Here is a 19,178-nt window from a genome sequence, read left to right on the forward strand (position 1 = left end):
GAAAGCTGGGATAATGATGTCGTGTTAACGTGACATGAACAGGACTGGCAAAAGGTCTTAGCGTGGCTCAAATATGTCCGCAATTAGGCGAGCCTGCCGTGACAATGCTTAAATTTCTTACCTGATCCGCAAGGGCAGAGGTCATTGCGGCCGGGGTTACCCCATGTCGTGGGATCATTTTCGTCAAAGCCTTCACGCACCGTGCCCACCGAAGCAGCAGCCGGGGCTGCCGCAGCAGCCGCCGCGGCAGCTGCTTGCTGTTGCTGACGGATCTGGGCAACCATCTGTTCCTGTTCTTCCTTCGACATAGGCCGGATCTGAGACAGCTTTTTGGTCACATCTGTGCGCAACCCATCCAGCATGCTTTCAAACAGTTGGAACCCTTCGGTTTTATATTCGTTCAGCGGATCACGCTGCGCATACCCACGGAACCCAACAACTGAACGCAAGTGTTCCAGCGTTAGCAGATGCTCGCGCCATTTAGCGTCAATCGTTTGCAGCAAAAGTTGTTTTTCAACGTTGCGCATCGTCTCATCGCCAAAGGCTTCGGCCTTTTCGCCCATGAACTTGTCAGCAGCCTCTTCCAGCCGTTCGCGGATGTCGTCATCATCGACACCCTCTTCTGCGGCCCAGTCAACGACCGGCACGTCAAGACCAAGGGTTTCCACCACGCTATCGTGTAGTCCTTGCGTATCCCATTGATCTGCATATGTTTTTGGTGGCATGTAATCGTCAACCAGATCATCAATTACCTGGTCGCGCATATCCTTTGTGACCTCAGATAGGTCTTTCGCCTCCATGATGTCGCGGCGTTGCGTAAAGATAACCTTCCGCTGCTCATTCATCACATCATCAAATTTCAAAAGCTGTTTACGGATGTCAAAGTTACGACCTTCGACTTTCGCCTGTGCCCGTTCCAGCGACTTGTTCACCCAAGGGTGTACAATCGCTTCGCCCTCTTTCATGCCCAGACCAGACAGTACCTTGTCCAACCGGTCGGAGCCAAAAATGCGCATCAGATCGTCTTCCAAAGAAAGGAAGAAGGCCGAACGCCCCGGGTCACCCTGACGGCCCGAACGGCCACGCAGCTGGTTATCAATACGGCGGCTTTCATGGCGTTCGGTCGCCAGCACGAACAGACCACCGGCAGCTTTCACCTTTTCCTTCTCGTCGGCTACTTCCGCTTCAATGCGCGCACGTACCTCTTCGATGTCAGCCTCTGGGGTCTCGGCCATCGCTTGTAGCACGCGCATTTCCACGTTGCCGCCCAACTGAATGTCAGTACCCCGGCCGGCCATGTTGGTCGCAATCGTGACGGCATTCAGCTTGCCCGCATCTGCAACGATCTGCGCTTCCTGCTCATGTTGCCGGGCGTTAAGCACGTTAAAAGTGATTCCCTCGGCTTTCAGCATCTCCGCCAAGGCTTCGGACTTCTCAATCGATGTCGTACCCACAAGAATAGGCTGACCTTTCGCATGGGCCTCTTTAATTTCATCAACGACACCGGCAAATTTCTCACGCGCGGTGCGATAAACCTGATCGTCTTCATCAATCCGTGCGATGGGGCGATTGGTCGGCACCTCAACAACGCCCAAGCGATAGATTTCCTGAAATTCCTCAGCCTCGGTCGCCGCTGTACCGGTCATGCCGCCCAGTTTGTCGTAAAGGCGAAAGTAGTTCTGGAAGGTAACCGATGCCAAAGTCACATTCTCAGGCTTGATCGAGCAGCCCTCTTTCGCTTCAATCGCCTGATGAAGACCATCGGACAAGCGCCGACCGGCCATCATGCGGCCAGTAAATTCGTCAATCAGCACAACTTCATCATCGCGCACGATATAGTCTTTATCTTTGGTAAAGAGTTTGTGGGCCCGCAACGCCTGATTGACGTGATGCACCAACGTAGCACTTTCCGGGTCATAAAGCGTTTGGCCCTCCGGCAGGAGGCCTGATGCGCTGAGCTTTTCTTCCAGAAAGTCGTTGCCTTCATCGTTGAATGTCACCTGACGGGTCTTTTCGTCCAGCGTATAAAGCTCATCAGCGACGTCTGGGATCACTTTATCAATTGTCGCATACATCTCAGACCGGTCCTGGGCGGGACCAGAGATAATCAGCGGCGTCCGCGCCTCGTCGATCAGGATACTGTCGACTTCGTCTACAATCGCAAAGTTGTGGTCACGCTGGAACATCTGGTCCAGCTCGGACTTCATATTGTCGCGCAGGTAATCAAAGCCCAGCTCATTGTTGGTGGCATAGGTCACGTCACAAGCATAGGCAGCCTTCTTCTCATCCTCAGGCTGCTGGGGATAGATCACGCCGGTTGTCAGGCCCAAAGCGCCGTAAACCTTGCTCATCCATTCCGCATCACGCCGCGCCAGATAGTCGTTTACGGTCACGATGTGCACGCCTTTGCCTGTCAGCGCGTTCAGGTAGGCGGGGAAGGTCGCAACAAGGGTTTTGCCCTCACCCGTCTTCATCTCGGCGATGTTACCCTGATGCAAAAAGATACCACCCTTCAGCTGCGTATCAAATGCACGCAGGCCCAGCGCGCGCTTGGCCGCCTCACGGCAGTTGGCGAATGCTTCGGGCAACATCGCATCAAGGCTTTCACCACCCATCGCACGTTGGGCTAGCTCTTCCGTCTTGCTCTTGATCTCCTCGTCAGACAGCGCCTCGAATTCCGGCTCCAACGCATTGATCTTGTCAACCAAGGGGCGAGCCGCTTTGACTTTGCGGTCGTTTGCGGTGCCAAACACCTTTTTGGCAATCGTTCCGAAACCCAGCATATTTTCTCCGGCGGCGCGTCTGCGCCTGTCTGACATCTATTTGAGAGGAGGTCGCTTGTAGGCCCGGTGAAGGCCACATAGAAAGGGCCAAGATTGGGGAACTATCCGGCCTCCTCGAGGCATCTCTGGGATGTAAGGGGCCGCTCCTACAGTGTCAACGCCGCGGGCTTTCGCGGCCTAACAAGGGAACGTTTAATGCTGAAACATGTTACATTTTTGGGTGCGACAGCCGTAGCTGCGATTTTGTCCACCAGCGCTGTCGCCCAAGAGGACGTGACCGCCGAAACTGTTGTGGCCACTGTCGGTGATACGGAAATCACCATGGGTGAAGTTATTATCGCACGCACGCAGCTTCCCCCCCAATATGCACAGCTGCCGGTTGATGCGCTTTTCAATGGTTTGATTGATCAGCTGATCCAACAGCAACTGTTGGCAGATGAATCCGAAGGCGCATCCGCCAAGATCGAATATACCCTTACCAATGAACGCCGGGCGTTGGTCGCTGGTGATGTCATCACGGCGATTGCAGATAACGCAGTGACAGATGCTGATGTGCAGGCCGCCTATGATGCGCGCTTTGCAGATGCCGAAGAAGTTCAGGAATTCAATGCGGCACACCTGCTTGTCGAAACCGAGGAAGAGGCCATCGCCGCCAAAGCGCGGCTTGATGAAGGAGCCGCCTTTGCAGATGTGGCGCGCGACGTGTCCACCGGACCGACAGGACCGAATGGCGGCAACCTTGGCTGGTTCGGCGCTGGCGCCATGGTCCCCGCATTCGAAGAAGCCATCGCAGCGCTTGAGGTTGGCGGCATCACAGAACCGTTCGAGACGCAGTTTGGCTGGCATGTAGCCACCTTGCTGGAAACACGGGTGCAGGAACGCCCAACGCTGGAACAGCTCAAACCCCAACTCACGAGCGAACTGCAAGAAGCCGCCGTTTCCGCGCGTCTGGAGGAGCTTGCTGCGGCCCAGACGATCACAAAGCCGGAACCCGGTGAATTCGACCCGGCCCTGATTGACGCGCTTAATTTGCTGGATTGATCAGCCGTGCCTGTGTCACCACTGGCCCCCGCCGGATTTCCACAATTGCCGGAAATTGGCGGGGCCACATTCGCAGCCACCGCTGCGGGTGTGAAATATGAAGGCCGCAAGGATGTGATGCTCGCGGTATTGACGGCCGGCACATCAATCGCCGGTGTCTTTACGCGGTCAGCAACGCGTGCGGCACCTGTATTAGACTGCCAACACAAACTGAGCGGTGACAGCAACGCGCCAGCAGCAATCCTTGTGAACGCAGGCAACGCCAACGCATTTACCGGCAAAAATGGGGATGGCAGTGTCGCGGCGCTCACTGCGGCGGTTGAGACCACGACAGGCGTGCCGCAATCACGGGTCTTTACCGCATCCACCGGCGTGATTGGTGAGCCGCTGCCACATGACAGGATCACCAGCAAGATTGCCACATTGCACGCCGATCAGGCACCCGCTGCCATCGCGGATGCGGCAGAGGCCATCATGACAACCGATACTTTTGCCAAGGGGGCATCGGCAGAGGTCAGCATTAACGGTCAAACCGTCAAGATTGCTGGCATCGCCAAAGGCTCTGGCATGATTGCGCCCGATATGGCGACCATGTTGGTTTTCATCTTTACGGATGCGCAGATTGCACAGGATGACCTGCAAAATGTTCTGTCTAAACTGAACACCAAGACGTTCAACTGCATCACTGTTGATAGCGACACATCGACCTCTGACACGCTTTTGGTTGCCGCAACCGGGGCATCCGGTGTGGATGTGACCGGGAACGTAGCCTTCGACGATGCTTTGCATAACGTCATGCGTGATCTGGCCCATCAGGTTGTACGCGATGGCGAAGGGGCAACAAAATTTGTTGAGGTTCAGGTCACCGGCGCGCAAAGCGACACCGACGCGCGCAAAGTGGCCATGGCTATCGCCAACTCTCCCCTCGTGAAAACGGCGATTGCCGGGGAAGACGCCAACTGGGGGCGCGTCGTCATGGCCGTTGGAAAATCCGGGGCGGCGGCGGATCGTGACCGGCTGAGCATTCGGTTTGGTGATATCACCGTAGCAGAGAACGGATGGCGCGCGCCCGACTATTCGGAAGAGGCGGCAAGCATCTATATGAAGAATGCGGAACTGACACTGGGTGTTGATCTGGGAATTGGAAGCGGCGAAAGCACGGTCTGGACCTGCGATCTGACCCATGGCTACATCACAATCAACGCAGATTATCGGTCATGAAGACGGTCTTGGTTTCAGCGGTCGCGTTGATCGACGCTGACGGGCGCATCCTTTTGGCGCAACGCCCGGAAGGCAAATCAATGGCAGGGCTGTGGGAATTTCCCGGCGGCAAAGTCGAGGATGGCGAAACGCCAGAGGTCGCCTTGATCCGCGAGTTGCAGGAAGAGTTGGGGATCGACACTTGGGCGTCCTGCCTTGCCCCCCTGACATTTGCCAGCCACAGCTACGCTGATTTTCACCTGCTGATGCCGCTGTTTGCCTGCCGCAAGTGGGAGGGCACGCCACAATCACGCGAAAGCCAAGCGTTGAAATGGGTGCGGGCGAATGAGTTGCGGGATTATCCGATGCCCGCAGCAGATATCCCGCTGATCCCGATCTTGCGGGACTGGCTTTAGATATCCAAAGCCGCCGCCGCGGCGATCTCATTCAGGTTTGGCTGGTTTTCCGGACCGATGACAACATAATCCGCCTCACCCGCAGTCCATGACACAAAGTCAAAACCATTAATCGACTGTTCATTGAACGTCGGTGTTTCTGGCGGCGTCTTACTGGTGCGCTGCAAACACAAGGCGACCACCACGCCATCCGCATCCCGGTACATCAGCTGGGCCACTGGTTTGCCGTTGGCAACCACCAGACGGCCACCTTCAAAGGTCAGGCCAAACTCTGTCAGTTCAGGGATGGTAAAGGTGGCCCCAACAGTACTACCCAGCCATGTTTCGATGTGATCGGATTCGTCAGCACCCACTTCGACCAAGTGGCGTACCTGACTGGCGTAGATCGCATGATAGTCGGCGATATCTGCCAACCACCCAGCCGTTTGGACCGGCGGGTTTTCACCACGAAGGGCATAGCCACCAAAACCACCGATGGCAAAGACAATAAGGCTCGCCGCCAAAGCGCCCCAGATCGGACGAGACTTCGGAACCTCAGCTTCCGGCATAGGCGTGGATTTGATCAGTTGCGCCAAGGCGAATGGAACAGGGGCGTCCAACTCTGCCTCAAACTGCTCTTGCGCCAATGCATCAGCCGCAACCAGCGCATCAAGCTCTGCCTGTGCCGTAGGATCTTTTGCCAGCCGCTCTTCAACCGCCTGCGCTATTGCAGGGTCCAGCTCACCATCCAGATAGGCACTGAGTTGGGTGGACAAATCGGTCATGGCGCGCGATGTTCCTCCATTGCCAAACCAGTCATGAGCTGTTTTCGGGCACGATGAATGCGGCTCATGACGGTTCCAATCGGGATACCCAAAAGGTCAGACGCTTCGCGGTAGCTATACCCTTCGGCACAAACCAGCATCAAGGGCTGCGCAAGCTGCTGATCAAGGTCAGCAACTTTGCCCCGCACCTGCTTGGCCTCAAGAACCTCATCAGCGCTGCCTGCGGCCAGCAATTCGGGTGCGACCTCAGCATCAACTTGACCGGCACCTTGGCGCACCTTGCGCTTTCGGGTTTCGCTAACCCAAAGATTGCGTACGACACGGAACATCCAGCGGTCAAAAGGCTGGGCCGGGTCATACTGCTGCCACTTCTGGAGTGCTGTCGTACAGGCGTCTTGCAACAGGTCATCTGCATCCGGACCCGAACGTGTAAGGCTCAGCGCAAAACGACGCAGGCGCGGCAGTAGCGCAATCATTTCGGATTTGAACTGATTTGAGGTCATTGCTATCGCATTAATCATCATTGTGTGAACAGCGACAATATGTCTGATGATCGACAGATTTAACAGTGACTTTCGATAGATTTTCCCATCACAAAAACCCCATTCGGGGTTATTTTCTGGAAAGACTGAAAGAACGCTGTTCACTGTGTTTCACCCACCAAATCACACGCAATTTCACACGCTTGAAATAGGACATACAACGGAAAAGCAACAATAAGAGTCACTTTTAGCTGTATCTCTATTGCAACAGTACAAACGACCATCACGCCATTGATGCACAGCTTACGCGGTAGGTCGCGAAATTATTCTAACAGATATGAATTTTTTGGGCAGAATTTTGGTGTATCTAACGGAAATGACGCCACGTCAGTCAGGTCAAATATGAAGTTTTACCGCTCAGAAACGAAGAGGGCGACACCGCAGCGCCGCCCTTTCCATAACTAACAAGCCCGGAGATCAAAGGTTACGCTCGACCTCTTCACGCTCGAAAATTTCAATCACGTCATCAGGACGGATATCTTCGTAATTTTCAAACGCCATGCCACATTCCTGACCGGATTGTACCTCTGGCACCTCGTCCTTGAAGCGCTTGAGCGTTTTCAACGTACCTTCGTGGATCACCACGTTGTCGCGCAGCAGGCGCACACCTGCAGAACGACGCGCCACACCTTCGGTAACCAGACAACCAGCCACTTTACCCACGTTAGAGACCTTAAAGACCTCCTGGATTTTGGCGTAACCGATGAACTTTTCGCGGATTTCAGCAGAGAGCAGACCAGAGGCCGCCGCTTTCACATCATCCACAAGATCATAGATGACCGAGTAATAGCGGATCTCGACACCTTTCTGGTTGGCTGTGTTCCGCGCGGATGTATTCGCACGCACGTTGAAGCCGAACACAGGGGCACCTGATGCCTCGGCAAGGCCAATATCCGTTTCCGTGATCGCACCCACGCCAGAGTGTAGGACGCGCACGCGTACCTCATCGTTGCCGATTTTCTCCATCGCCTGAACGATGGCTTCCGCAGAACCCTGTACATCGGCTTTCACCAGAATTGGCAATTCGCTAACATTCTCGTCGGCCTTGGCATTCGCCATAAGCTGTTCGAGGGTTGTCGCAGCACCGGCAGCCGCACGTTTTTCTTTCGCGGCCTTTTCACGGTATTCTGCGATCTCACGTGCCTGCGCATCAGTTTCAACAACGTTCAGAACGTCGCCTGCTTCTGGTGTCCCGTTCAGGCCAAGAACCTCAACAGGGACCGCAGGGCCAGCTTCTTCGACGCGTTCGCCCTTGTCGTTGATCAGCGCACGGACCTTACCGTACTGCTCACCCACAACGAAGATATCGCCTTGGCGCAATGTGCCGTTCTGAACCAGAACAGTGGCAACAGGGCCACGACCCACGTCAAGCTGTGCTTCGATGACGGCACCTTCGGCAGCACGATCAGGGTTGGCTTTCAGTTCCAGAATTTCCGCTTGCAGCGCAATCGCCTCAAGCAGTTCATCCAGACCTTGACCCGAGATGGCCGAGACCTCAACGTCCTGCACATCACCGGACATCTTCTCAACGATGACCTCATGTTGCAGCAGATCGGTACGGACCTTATCTGCGTTCGCTTCTGGCTTATCGATCTTGTTGATCGCAACGATCATCGGCACTTCCGCCGCTTTCGCGTGATTAATCGCCTCGATGGTTTGCGGCATGACCGCATCATCAGCAGCAACAACAAGCACAACAATATCAGTGACTTGCGCACCACGGGAACGCATCGACGTAAACGCTGCGTGGCCCGGAGTATCAAGGAACGACAGAACAGCACCGCTGTCGGTTGTCACCTGATAGGCACCGATATGCTGTGTGATCCCGCCTGCTTCGCCAGCCACAACCTTTGCGTTGCGGATCGCGTCAAGTAGCGACGTTTTACCGTGGTCAACATGACCCATGATCGTGATGATCGGTGGGCGACCTTGCAGGTCTTCCGGCTTATCTTCAATCGCTGTCAGCACATCTTCGACATCGGCATCAGACACACGCACAACAGTGTGGCCGAACTCTTCGATAATCAATTCCGCAGTATCAGCATCGATTGTCTGGTTCTGGGTCGCCATGATGCCGTTGGTCATCAACGCCTTCACAACGTCTGCCACACGTTCGGTCATCCGGTTGGCAAGTTCAGAAACGGTAATCGCCTCTGGCAGCGCCACTTCGCGGAATACCTTTTCACGTTCAGCCGATACGCCCATTGCTTTCGCGCGGGCGCGGTCCTGCTTGCGCTTCATGGCGGCCATCGAACGCTGGCGGCCACCGTCGCGGCCTGCCATGGCGTCGTTGACTGTTAGCTTACCAGAGCGGCGGCCATCATTGCCACGACCAGGCTTTGCCTTGGTCTTGTTGTCACGGTTTTCCGCAGGGCGGTCCGTTTTGCGAGGTGCCGCCGTGGGGCGTGAAATCTCTGTCTCGCCTGGAACAGCTGCCGCAGCAGGTGGCGCAGCAGCAACAGCAGCAGCCTTAGCTGCTTCGGCCTTTTTGCGCTCTTCTTCCTCGGCTTTCGCCTTTGCACGCTCTTCGCGGGCTTTGTCTTCGGCTTCTTTCGCCTCGATCTCAGCACGACGCGCATCGCGTTCAGCGGCGCGTGCCTTTTCTTCTGCATCGCGCTTCGCGGCTTCTTCCACCTCGCGTGCTTTCGCGAGCTTGAGTGCCTTCATCCGGCGCTCAAGTTCCACATCCGAAATGCCCGCAGGCCGCTTGGAAGGATCACCACCTACGGGGCCACTGCCACCGGTTGGCTTGGCCGCACCGGGCTTGGGCACCACAACGCGTTTACGTTTGGTTTCCACCACGACGTTCTTGGTCCGCCCATGGCTAAAGCTTTGCTTCACGTTGCTGGGACGTGAACCACCAAGGCCGAGTGTCTTTTTACCGTCGTTATCGCTCATTTAGCTTCTTTATCCTTCCCGACAGCCGTATCGCTGTCGTTCCCTTCGCGTAGCCCGCGTAGCTTTGTGGCTTCCTCTACAACACGATCGCTGAGTCTGCCAGTGGCTAGCGCGCCATGTATCACAGTTTGCCGTCCAAATGCCAAACCCAATTCCGCTGCGGTCAAACAACCGAAATATCGGGCCCCTTCGGGCGTCCATAGTTTTGTTTTGCCCCGTTCAGACCCATCAGAGGCCTGAACCAAGACGCGAACCCGCTCACCACCGGCAAGCCAGCCCTTTACCTTCTCAAATCCGCAGACCGCGCGGCCCGATTTCCGGGTCAGTGCGATCAGATCAACGGTGCGGCGGGCAAGTTGACGTTCAACTTCATCCACCAGACCATCCGGCACGGTCACCGCTTGCTTGGCCGCGCGTGAAAACTGGCCTTTTTTCGCCTCTTCAAGCGCTTTGCGGTCCGCCGTCACATACATGCCCCGGCCCGGCAGCTTGCCCAGAACATCAGGCACAACCTGATTATCCGGCCCCACAACAAAGCGGATCAGTCCAGCCTTTGGCTGCACTTCGCCAGTGACGATGCACTTACGTTCCGCATCGCCCCGATCTTTGTTATGGCCACCACGCGCCATCTACGAAACCCTCAGAGGCCGGAAATCAGGCCTCCTCCTCCGCAGCTTCCGCTTCTTCAGCGACCGCTGCTTCGGCGGCAAGCTCATCCGGGTCAACCCAGCCCAGCATCACGCGGGCCGTCATGACCATGTCCTGCGCTTCTTCGAGCGAAATCTCGAACGGCTCCAATACACCGTCGTCTTTCACACGCTCGCCATCAACTGTGGTCCAGCCACCAGCCAGTTCCCAGTCAGCGCAGGTTGCAAAGTCTTCCAGCGTTTTCACGCCGTCTTTGCCCAACGCCTCTAGCATCGCAGGTGTCAGACCTTCAAAGTTCGCAAGGCTGTCTTCGACACCCAACGCACGGGCCGCTTCCATGGCTTTCTTAGCTTGCGCTTCGAGGTAGTCACGGGCGCGGGCCTGCAATTCGCTGGCAGTATCTTCGTCAACGCCTTCGATCACCAGCAATTCGTCGACTTCAACGTAGGCGACCTCTTCAAGGTTCGTGAACCCTTCTGATACTAGTAGTTGGGCAAAGAATTCGTCCAGATCAAGAGTATCCATGAACAATTTCGTGCGCAGTTCGAATTCAGCCTGACGACGCTTGCTCTCTTCTTCCTCGGTCATGATGTCAATGTCGAGGCCCGTCAGTTGCGATGCCAAGCGCACGTTCTGACCACGACGGCCAATAGCCAGCGACAGTTGTTCCTCCGGAACGACAACTTCGATTTTGCCGGCTTCTTCGTCCAGAACAACTTTGGACACTTCGGCTGGCTGCAACGCGTTCACAAGGAAGGTCGGCATATCTTCATTCCAAGGAATGATGTCGATCTTTTCGCCCTGTAGTTCATTCACAACCGCCTGCACGCGCGAACCACGCATACCAACGCAGGCGCCGACAGGGTCGATGGAACCGTCGTAAGAGATGACGGCAATCTTCGCGCGCGAACCGGGGTCACGGGCAACCGCCTTGATCTCAATGATGCCTTCATAGATTTCTGGCACTTCCATCTTGAACAGTTCGGCCATGAACTCTGGCGCGGTACGGCTTAGGAAAATCTGCGGGCCACGCTGTTCGCGGCGCACTTCCTTGATGTAGCAACGGATACGATCGTTCGGGCGATAGGCTTCGCGACCGATCTTTTCATTGCGGCGCAGAACAGCTTCGCCAGCGCCCACATCGACGATGACATTGCCATACTCTTCGCGCTTGACCAGCGCGTTGATGATCGTACCGGCGCGGTCCTTGAATTCTTCGTACTGCTTGTCACGCTCGGCTTCGCGAACCTTTTGCAGGATAACCTGCTTGGCGGATTGTGCGGCGATCCGGCCTAATTCAACCGGTGGCACTTCTTCGATGAACTGCTGACCCACTTCGGGGCTTTCCATATACTCTTTGGCCTGCTCGACGGTGAACTCAGCCTGATAATTCTCAAGCTCTTCGTCCTCGACCACGGTGCGCACGCGGGTAAAAGTCGCCTTACCGGTCTTGCGGTCGATGGCGACGCGAATGTCCATTTCCGCGCCGTAGCGGGACTTCGCCGCACGGGCGAGCGATTCTTCCATCGCTTCGACAACAAGCCCGGGCTCGATGTTCTTTTCGCGGGCCACGGCCTCGGCTGTTTGCAGCAATTCCAGCTGGTTGGCTGATGTGTATGCCATCAGGTGTTCTCCTCACCGTCTATGATCGTTTCGATTTCATCAAACTGGGTCTCATCGATCTGACCCGCATCTTTTCGTCCACGCAGTACGTCGCGGATCAACTCATCTGTCAGGACCAATTTGGCGTCTGACAGCCATTCAAATTTCAAACCGATGGTGCCTTCAGTGATCGTGATCAACACCTCATCACCCTCGGTTCCCGCCAGCGCACCCTTAAAGCGGCGGCGGCCATCAATCAGCTCATCGGTTTCGATCTTGGCCTCAAAGCCTTCCCATTGATCAAAATCTTTCATCCGCGTCAGCGGACGGTCGATGCCGGGGCTAGACACCTCAAGGTTATAAACGTCCAGAATAGGGTCTTCGACATCAAGCGTCGCACTTAGCGCCGTTGAAATTTGCCCACATTCATCAACCTCGATCTGGCCATCAGGACGCTGCACCATCACTTGCAAGATCGTTTCCTTGCCTGACATCAAGCGAACGCGCACAACTTCGAACCCCATGTCTTCAACGACAGGGGTAATGATTTCGGCGATGCGGCGGTCAATGGCCGCTTTGGCGATCAGATCGTTCATCATGGTTTCCGACTTATCATTCGGCACAAAAAAACGGGCGCGCGGCCCGTTGGTGATTTCGGTGGTGTCTGGGGGTGGAAGCCAGATGCCGCTGTTACGAAGGATATACGGACGGATTGCACGGATTGCAAGCCGCATGTGTCAGACCGCAACGATCTGCATGGATTGCACCACGACAGTCGAACGGCCTATACGAAACCCAATGCACCATAAGGAGCAAGACAGTGCGGTTGTTCAAAAGCAACTCAAAGAAACACGAGGCCGTACAGTTTTACGTTCAGCCCTCAAAGGTGGCGGCGCCAAAGCATGGGCTAGCGCTCGCGGTGATCGTCAAGAATGAAGCGGCGTCAATTGCCGAATGGTTGCGGTTTCACAAGGCAGCGGGTGTCGACAGGTTCATCCTTTATGATGATGGCAGCACGGATACGACGATTGAAAATGCCATCAATGCTGTCGGTCAGGATGCCCTGATGATCATCCCTTGGGGTCAGCGTATTCAGGATGCTGCCCTTCAACGCGCCATTCACAATCAAGGTTTGGCTTTTGCCCATGCTATCGGCAATTTTCGGCAGGATTTTCGGTGGATGGGGTTTATCGACATCGACGAATTTCTGTTCCCGACCCAGGCAAATAGCCTTGCAGAGTTGCTGGATGCCCTACCGCATGTCGATAACATCCTCTTGCCGTGGCAAATGTTCGGCAGACAGGGTTTTGCGACAACACCGGAACAGGTGCTGCCAAATTACACACATCGCTACCGCGATCCGTTCGATACCACGGTAAAAGGCGTGCTGAACTTCAAATGCCTCGTGAACCCCTCAAAAGTGACCAAAACCTATGTGCATGGGTTTGAGACGAACGGAAATCAAACCATCTGGAATTCAAATGGACAGACGTTTCAGTTCGGTCAACATCGCAGCCCCGAATTTCATCAAGACGCGATGCTTCAACTGAACCACTATTACGTCAAATCAGACGCCCAGTTGTCTGAGAAAACCGACAAAGGATCTATCGGGGACTCAACCTTCACCGCAGCCTTCAAAAAGCGATCTGACAGGGCGGACATGCTAACCCGGCGTCTGAGTGAAATTGAGCGCGATACGGTCGAGGATCGTGGGATTCTGGATTTTTGCGACCGCATTGGGTTTGAATATCCATAACGAAAAACGCCCCGCCTTTCGGCAGGGCGTTTTGATTTCGTTCAGGCTTGGCTTATGCCACAGACCAACGCTCTGCCATGCGTGCGTTATCCATCTGCCAAAGGTTACCCACCATATCCGGTGATGAGATTCTGTTGTTCACAGCCTGCACGTAGTTGGCAAACATTGGGATCAACACGCCACCTTCGTCGCGCAGGATCTGCTGCATTTCGCCATACTGCTGACGGCGTATCTCGCTATCCAGTTCAGCACGTGCCGTGATCAGCAGTTCCTGGAAGCGGGCGCTATCTTTCTCGTCCCACTGGCTGTCGTTCCATGGAACACCAGCTTCGTAAGAGGTAGAGAACATCCAATCCTCGGTTGCACGACCCGACCAATAGCAAGCGCAGAATGGCTTTTTCAGCCAAACGTTGGACCAGTAGCCATCGGCAGGTTCCTGCACCACGTTGATGTTGATACCACCAGACGCCGCAGAGGATTGGAACAGCTGGGCTGCATCAACCGCACCTTCAAACGCTGCATTGGAAGCCGACAAGTCGATGTTCAGGCTGTCCAGACCCGCTTGCTGCAAGTAGAACTTTGCCTGATCTGGATCATACTCAAGCTGTTCCATATCGGCAGCATAGTACTGGTTTGCCGGGCCGATCGGCGTATCGTTCGCGACCTGACCATGGCCCAGAAGGATCTTGTCGACCATTTCCTGACGGTTGATGCCATACTTCAGCGCCTTGCGTACGTTGACATCATCGTAAGGCGATGTGTCCGTCAGCATTGGGAAGCTGTAGTGCTGGTTCCCCGTCACTTCCTGAATGCGCAGTGCCGGGTTGGCGCGCAGCAAGGCCTCGGTTTTGAAGTCGATCCGGTTGATCGCATCCACCTGCCCGGTCATCAGTGCGTTCATGCGGGCGGTGTTGTCGTTGATGGCGATATACTCGATCTCATCAAAGAAGCCGGCACTGTCGCCCTTATAGTGATCCGCATAACGTGTCGCGACCATGCGCACGCCGGGATCGAAAGACTGGACCTGATAAAGCCCTGTGCCGATTCCGTTGGCAATCGCCTCCTCAATCTGACCCGCAGGGAACATCAGAATATGATAGTCCGACATCAAATAAGGGAAATCAGCATTTCCGTTCGCCAGCGTGAACTGGACCTGGTGATCAGTGACTTTCGTCATTTCAGAGATCGCAGCAACAATAGGCTGCGCTGCAGATTTCGCGCCTTCCGCGACATGCATCTGAAGAGATTCGATTACATCATCAGCACCAAAGGACTTGCCATTGTGGAAAGTCACACCCTGACGCAGGTTGAACATCCAGGTCTTGGCATCTGCTGACGCTTCCCAGCTTTCAGCCAGTTCACCCTTGAGCGAACCGTCAGCGGCAACCTCGGTCAAGCAATCAAAGACCGTTCCGTGCGCCGATGCGATCATGAACAAGTCGGAATGCGTCCGCCCGTCCCAGCTATCTGATGTGTTGGCACCCGACAGGCCCGCTGTCAGCTTACCGCCACGTGTTTGCGCGCGCAGCGGCATGCCGGACAGGCCCAAGACGCCTGCCGCAACACCTGTTTGTAATAGACCGCGTCTACTAATTCCGTGCATATTTCCGTTCTCCCTCATTGTTGGTCTAGGTGTGAACCACCCAATTGTGTCGTCACTTGCGTGACCGATTCGTGTTACATCTTATCAACTGCGGCATCGCCGATGTTATCAACTCCGCGTTCTGCCAACAGATTTGTCAGCCAATCCGGGTCCATCTGTGGGACCGAAGACAGTAGAAGATCCGTGTAGGCGTGATGCGGCGGCGTAAACATTTCCGTCTTTGGCCCTTGTTCAACCACACGCCCATCTTTCATCACAACGACCTCATCCGCGATGGCCCGCACGGTCGCAAGGTCATGGGTAATGAACATATAGGTAAGCGACAGCTCGTCCTGCAAGCGCGCCAAAAGTCGCAGAATCCCTTCCGCCACCAATTGGTCCAAGGCTGAGGTAACTTCGTCACAGATGATAAACTTGGGTTCAGCCGCCAAGGCCCGCGCGATACCAATACGTTGTTTCTGCCCGCCAGACAGCTCGGACGGCAGACGGTGATAGTATTGTGAAGGTTCCAGTTCGATCTGCTCAAGCAACGCGTCGACGCGTTTGCGTTTTTCCGCACCTTTCAGCCCCAGATAGAATTCAACCGGGCGCGCGATGATCTGGCCAATCGACATGCGCGGGTTCAGCGCCGTGTCTGCCATCTGATAGATCATCTGCACCTGACGCAGCTGATCTTTGCTGCGCTTGCGATAGTCAGGCGGCATCACTTCGCCATCCACCAAAATCTGGCCTGCTTTGGGCGGCAAGAGCCCGGTAATACAGCGCGCCGTGGTCGATTTACCCGATCCACTTTCACCCACAACGGCGACAGTGCGGCCTTCATGCATATCAAAGCTGACATCATGCAAAACAGGTACTGTGCCATAAGACGCATCAACGTTTTGCACGCTGACAACTGGTACGGACCCAGTTTGAACAGCCGGTTTTTGCGGGCGTTCAAAACTGCGGACCGCCCAAAGTGATTTGGTATATTCTTGGGTTGGCGCAGACAGCATGGTGCGCGTATCCGCTGTCTCGACCTCGTCGCCTTTCAGCAGAACTTTGATCGTATCGGCCATCTGCGCCACGACCGCCAGATCGTGGGTGATATAGATCGCAGCCGTGTTGAACTGTTCAACAATATCACGGATCGAGGCCAAAACTTCGATCTGCGTGGTCACATCCAGTGCTGTTGTGGGCTCATCAAAGATAATCAGGTCAGGGCGGCACGACATTGCCATCGCCGTCATGCAGCGTTGCAGCTGACCACCGGACACTTGGTGCGGATAACGGAAACCAATCTGATCAGGGTTGGGCAGGCGCAGCTTGCGATACAGCTCCATCCCGTCTTCTTCGCTGTCACTTTTGCTCATGACGCCGTGCTGGACTGGCCCTTCGACATGTTGGTCCATCAACTTATGTGCGGGGTTAAAACTGGCGGCGGCAGATTGGGCGACATAGGCGATACGCTTGCCCAACAACTCGCGTTTGACCGCAGCAGATGCTGTCAACAGATCGATCCCGTCGAATTCAACGGAACCTTTGCTGATGCGTACGCCATCGCGGGTGTATCCCATCGCAGCCAGCCCAAGCGTGGATTTACCCGCACCGGATTCGCCAATCAGGCCCAGCACTTCACCTTTTTTCAGTGTCAGATCGACACCGTTGATAATGGGGTTCCATGTCTCATCGCTCCGACCTTCCAGCCAGACATCGCGCATTTTGACGAGGATTTCTTCACTCATTCCTTGAGCCCCGATGATTTCTGTAACATCCAGTCGACGACAAAATTCACTGCGACCGTTAGCAGAGCTATAGCGCCTGCCGCCAATAAAGGTGCGGTCGCGGCCATGGGTGCAAACTGTGCAAAGTTCACGAAGCCGCCCAAGTCACGTACCATGGTGCCCCAATCCGCCAACGGTGGCTGGATACCCACACCAAGAAACGACAGCGCCGCGATGGTCAGGAATACAAAGCAGAAACGCAGGCCAAACTCAGCCAGCAAAGGTGCCGTCGCGTTTGGCAGAATTTCCTTGAATACCAGATAGCCAAGGCCCTCGCCCCGCAACTTGGCCGCTTCGATATAGTCCATCACCACAATGTTTTGCCCCACAGCACGGGCCAGACGGTAGACGCGGGTACTGTCGATCACGGCGATGATGACAACCATAAAGACAGTCAGCGGAATACCCAGTTCCGGCGCCCAAACGCTGGCAATGGTCATCAGGAGCAGGGCAAAGATCAAAGAAGGGATCGCCATCAGCACATCAACCGTGCGCGACAAAAGCTGATCGAGCCAACCACCCAAGGTCGCGGCAAGAAAACCAAATGTCCCGCCCAGAAGAAACGCCAGCACAGTCGTTGCAAAGGCAATACCAACAGTGTTTTGCGCGCCATAGATCAGTCGGCTTAAAATATCGCGACCAATCTGGTCTGTCCCAAGAGGAAAGTCCGGGTTGCCGCCCAGCGTCGGGTCACCGCCGGGGATCACATTCGCCGCAACACCCGGAATAATCTGTTCTTGCCCATAAGGTGCTATGACACCAGCAAAGAGAGCAAAAATCGCGTATATCAGGATCGTTAGGATACCAAAAGAGGCCGTCAACGGCATGGAGCGGAACAGTTTCTTCGTACCGGACGTGCCAACCGAACGCCCCAGCAGACGAAACAGCCATGCCGCAATCGCGAAGATGATGAAGCCTTCAATCGCGATACGCAGGAAGAAAAACTTATTCGCAATCGCCTGATCTGGGCTGCGTCCTTGGGTATAAGCCCACACCAGCCACGCCAAAACTGCCACGCCAAGCACATAGCCGTAGGCCACCCCATAAGGCATATCGCGAAACTTGGGCGCATTGCCGGTAACGGCCTGCCCCGCAAACCGAAATCCCCATGCGACGGCTGCCATGCCCACCAGTGCTGCAACAAACCAGATCATTTCGGATGCCTCAGACGCGGGTTCGACAAGATCGACATAATGTCAGCTGTCAGGTTCAGCAGGATAAAAGCGGTCGCAAAGATCAGACAGCAGGCCTGCACCACAGGGATATCGCGGATCTTCACGCTATCAACGAACAATTGACCAATACCGGGATAGACAAACACGACCTCAACCACGACCACACCAGTAATCAGATACGCAAGGTTCAGTGCAATCACATTGATGATCGGCGCCAGCGCATTCGGCAGCGCATGCTTGACGATCACACGCATCGGGGACAGACCCTTCAGGCGTGCCATCTCAATGTAAGGGGATGCCAGAAGGTTAATAATGGCGGCACGTGTCATCCGCATCATGTGCGCCGTAACCACCAGTGTCAGGGTCAGTGCAGGCAGCATGGATTTCTCAACCCGCTCACCAAACGGCATGCCTTCAAAAATGTTCGATAGTGAAGGGAAAATCGGGTTCAGAACCGCCAAAAACAGGATCAGGATATAAGCCAGAAAAAATTCTGGGCTGGAAATGGATGACAGCGTGAAGATGTTGGTGGCACGGTCAAAAACAGTATTGCGGTAAAGTGCTGCAAGCACGCCAAGGAAGATCGAAAAAGGCACAGCGATAATCGCAGTGATCATTGCAAGAAACATGGTATTCGCAAACCGTGGCGCAATCTGCTGCGCAACTGTGGTTGCACCAGAATCCGTCCCGGTAAAGCTGGCAAAGTTGGCCTGTGCAAAGCTGGTGCCCAGATCACCCCGCAACACGCCGCCCAGCCAGTCAAAATAACGGGTCACCATCGGCTGATCGAGCCCGAGGTCTTCGCGAATGGAAGCAACTGCCTCTGGCGTGGCACCTTGGCCAAGAATGGATTGCGCAAAATCACCGGGAAGCAGGTTCACCGCAACGAAAATGACGATGGACACTATCAACAAAGTGAGCAGACCAAGCGTTAACCGCTGTAGAATAATCGTCAGGACGTTGCCCAAAACTGAAGTGTTCCCCGTA

General features: G+C 55.1%; 15 protein-coding genes. 4 read left to right on the plus strand and 11 right to left on the minus strand.

Annotation, left to right across the window (positions count from 1 at the left end; genetic code table 11):
• Positions 1–83: 83 nt before the first annotated feature.
• The gene (gene secA, locus BC777_RS10570) at positions 84–2,783 is read right to left on the minus strand and encodes a preprotein translocase subunit SecA (protein WP_100368161.1); all 2,700 of its coding nucleotides are present in this window, start codon (positions 2,781–2,783) and stop codon (positions 84–86) included.
• A 195-nt stretch (positions 2,784–2,978) separates the two neighbouring features.
• Here secA and BC777_RS10575 point away from each other — a divergent pair, with 195 nt between their 5' ends.
• Genes BC777_RS10575 through mutT form a run of 3 tightly spaced genes read left to right on the plus strand, consistent with a single transcriptional unit; the run spans position 2,979 to position 5,440 of the window.
• On the plus strand, positions 2,979–3,824 hold the full coding sequence (locus BC777_RS10575) for a peptidylprolyl isomerase (RefSeq protein WP_100368162.1): 846 nt from the start codon (positions 2,979–2,981) through the stop codon (positions 3,822–3,824).
• Between the two features lie 6 nt (positions 3,825–3,830).
• Positions 3,831–5,045 carry a bifunctional glutamate N-acetyltransferase/amino-acid acetyltransferase ArgJ gene (gene argJ / locus BC777_RS10580; protein ID WP_100368163.1) on the plus strand — a complete coding sequence of 405 codons (1,215 nt, stop codon included), beginning with the start codon at positions 3,831–3,833 and terminating at the stop codon, positions 5,043–5,045.
• On the plus strand, positions 5,042–5,440 hold the full coding sequence (gene mutT, locus BC777_RS10585) for an 8-oxo-dGTP diphosphatase MutT (RefSeq protein ID WP_100368164.1): 399 nt from the start codon (positions 5,042–5,044) through the stop codon (positions 5,438–5,440). The genes argJ and mutT overlap by 4 nt, the downstream gene beginning before the upstream one ends.
• Here the strand turns inward: mutT and BC777_RS10590 are convergent.
• From BC777_RS10590 to rimP, 6 genes are all read right to left on the minus strand, one after another.
• On the minus strand, positions 5,437–6,204 hold the full coding sequence (locus BC777_RS10590) for an anti-sigma factor family protein (protein WP_100368165.1): 768 nt from the start codon (positions 6,202–6,204) through the stop codon (positions 5,437–5,439). The genes mutT and BC777_RS10590 overlap by 4 nt on opposite strands.
• Positions 6,201–6,707, minus strand: a complete 507-nt coding sequence (locus BC777_RS10595; protein ID WP_100368166.1) for an RNA polymerase sigma factor — start codon at positions 6,705–6,707, stop codon at positions 6,201–6,203. Before BC777_RS10595 ends, BC777_RS10590 begins: the two co-directional genes overlap by 4 nt.
• A 456-nt stretch (positions 6,708–7,163) precedes the next feature.
• Entirely contained in the window at positions 7,164–9,644 is a 2,481-nt protein-coding gene (infB, locus tag BC777_RS10600) for a translation initiation factor IF-2 (protein WP_100368167.1), read from the minus strand.
• Positions 9,641–10,273 carry an RNA-binding protein gene (locus BC777_RS10605; protein WP_100368168.1) on the minus strand — a complete coding sequence of 211 codons (633 nt, stop codon included), beginning with the start codon at positions 10,271–10,273 and terminating at the stop codon, positions 9,641–9,643. The genes infB and BC777_RS10605 overlap by 4 nt, the downstream gene beginning before the upstream one ends.
• 25 nt (positions 10,274–10,298) lie before the next feature.
• On the minus strand, positions 10,299–11,915 hold the full coding sequence (nusA, locus tag BC777_RS10610; RefSeq protein ID WP_100368169.1) for a transcription termination factor NusA: 1,617 nt from the start codon (positions 11,913–11,915) through the stop codon (positions 10,299–10,301).
• Positions 11,915–12,490, minus strand: coding sequence for a ribosome maturation factor RimP (gene rimP / locus BC777_RS10615; RefSeq protein ID WP_100368816.1), 576 nt, complete (start codon positions 12,488–12,490; stop codon positions 11,915–11,917). Before rimP ends, nusA begins: the two co-directional genes overlap by 1 nt.
• Before the next feature lie 224 nt (positions 12,491–12,714).
• Here rimP and BC777_RS10620 point away from each other — a divergent pair, with 224 nt between their 5' ends.
• A complete protein-coding gene (locus tag BC777_RS10620; RefSeq protein ID WP_168769140.1) occupies positions 12,715–13,650 on the plus strand; it encodes a glycosyltransferase family 92 protein in 936 nt (311 codons plus the stop codon).
• Positions 13,651–13,702: 52 nt separating this feature from the next.
• Here the strand turns inward: BC777_RS10620 and BC777_RS10625 are convergent, their stop codons facing one another.
• The 4 genes from BC777_RS10625 to BC777_RS10640 form a co-directional block, all read right to left on the minus strand.
• Positions 13,703–15,253 carry an ABC transporter substrate-binding protein gene (locus BC777_RS10625; RefSeq protein WP_100368171.1) on the minus strand — a complete coding sequence of 517 codons (1,551 nt, stop codon included), beginning with the start codon at positions 15,251–15,253 and terminating at the stop codon, positions 13,703–13,705.
• A gap of 74 nt (positions 15,254–15,327) precedes the next feature.
• Positions 15,328–16,977: an ABC transporter ATP-binding protein gene (locus BC777_RS10630; RefSeq protein ID WP_100368172.1), complete on the minus strand. Its 1,650-nt coding sequence runs from the start codon at positions 16,975–16,977 to the stop codon at positions 15,328–15,330.
• The gene (locus BC777_RS10635) at positions 16,974–18,170 is read right to left on the minus strand and encodes an ABC transporter permease (protein WP_100368173.1); all 1,197 of its coding nucleotides are present in this window, start codon (positions 18,168–18,170) and stop codon (positions 16,974–16,976) included. Before BC777_RS10635 ends, BC777_RS10630 begins: the two co-directional genes overlap by 4 nt.
• Positions 18,167–19,159 carry an ABC transporter permease gene (locus tag BC777_RS10640; protein ID WP_100368174.1) on the minus strand — a complete coding sequence of 331 codons (993 nt, stop codon included), beginning with the start codon at positions 19,157–19,159 and terminating at the stop codon, positions 18,167–18,169. Before BC777_RS10640 ends, BC777_RS10635 begins: the two co-directional genes overlap by 4 nt.
• Between the last annotated feature and the right edge of the window lie 19 nt (positions 19,160–19,178).

Source organism: Yoonia maricola, from assembly GCF_002797915.1.
Lineage (GTDB): Bacteria > Pseudomonadota > Alphaproteobacteria > Rhodobacterales > Rhodobacteraceae > Yoonia > Yoonia maricola.

Excerpts from the sequence above, each read along its gene's own strand:
- secA (WP_100368161.1), bottom strand. The coding sequence starts at position 2,783 with ATGCTGGGTTTCGGAACGATTGCCAAAAAGGTGTTTGGCACCGCAAAC.
- BC777_RS10575 (WP_100368162.1), top strand. The coding sequence starts at position 2,979 with ATGCTGAAACATGTTACATTTTTGGGTGCGACAGCCGTAGCTGCGATT.
- mutT (WP_100368164.1), top strand. The coding sequence starts at position 5,042 with ATGAAGACGGTCTTGGTTTCAGCGGTCGCGTTGATCGACGCTGACGGG.
- BC777_RS10590 (WP_100368165.1), bottom strand. The coding sequence starts at position 6,204 with ATGACCGATTTGTCCACCCAACTCAGTGCCTATCTGGATGGTGAGCTG.
- BC777_RS10595 (WP_100368166.1), bottom strand. The coding sequence starts at position 6,707 with ATGACCTCAAATCAGTTCAAATCCGAAATGATTGCGCTACTGCCGCGC.
- infB (WP_100368167.1), bottom strand. The coding sequence starts at position 9,644 with ATGAGCGATAACGACGGTAAAAAGACACTCGGCCTTGGTGGTTCACGT.
- BC777_RS10605 (WP_100368168.1), bottom strand. The coding sequence starts at position 10,273 with ATGGCGCGTGGTGGCCATAACAAAGATCGGGGCGATGCGGAACGTAAG.
- nusA (WP_100368169.1), bottom strand. The coding sequence starts at position 11,915 with ATGGCATACACATCAGCCAACCAGCTGGAATTGCTGCAAACAGCCGAG.
- rimP (WP_100368816.1), bottom strand. The coding sequence starts at position 12,490 with ATGAACGATCTGATCGCCAAAGCGGCCATTGACCGCCGCATCGCCGAA.
- BC777_RS10625 (WP_100368171.1), bottom strand. The coding sequence starts at position 15,253 with ATGCACGGAATTAGTAGACGCGGTCTATTACAAACAGGTGTTGCGGCA.
- BC777_RS10630 (WP_100368172.1), bottom strand. The coding sequence starts at position 16,977 with ATGAGTGAAGAAATCCTCGTCAAAATGCGCGATGTCTGGCTGGAAGGT.
- BC777_RS10635 (WP_100368173.1), bottom strand. The coding sequence starts at position 18,170 with ATGATCTGGTTTGTTGCAGCACTGGTGGGCATGGCAGCCGTCGCATGG.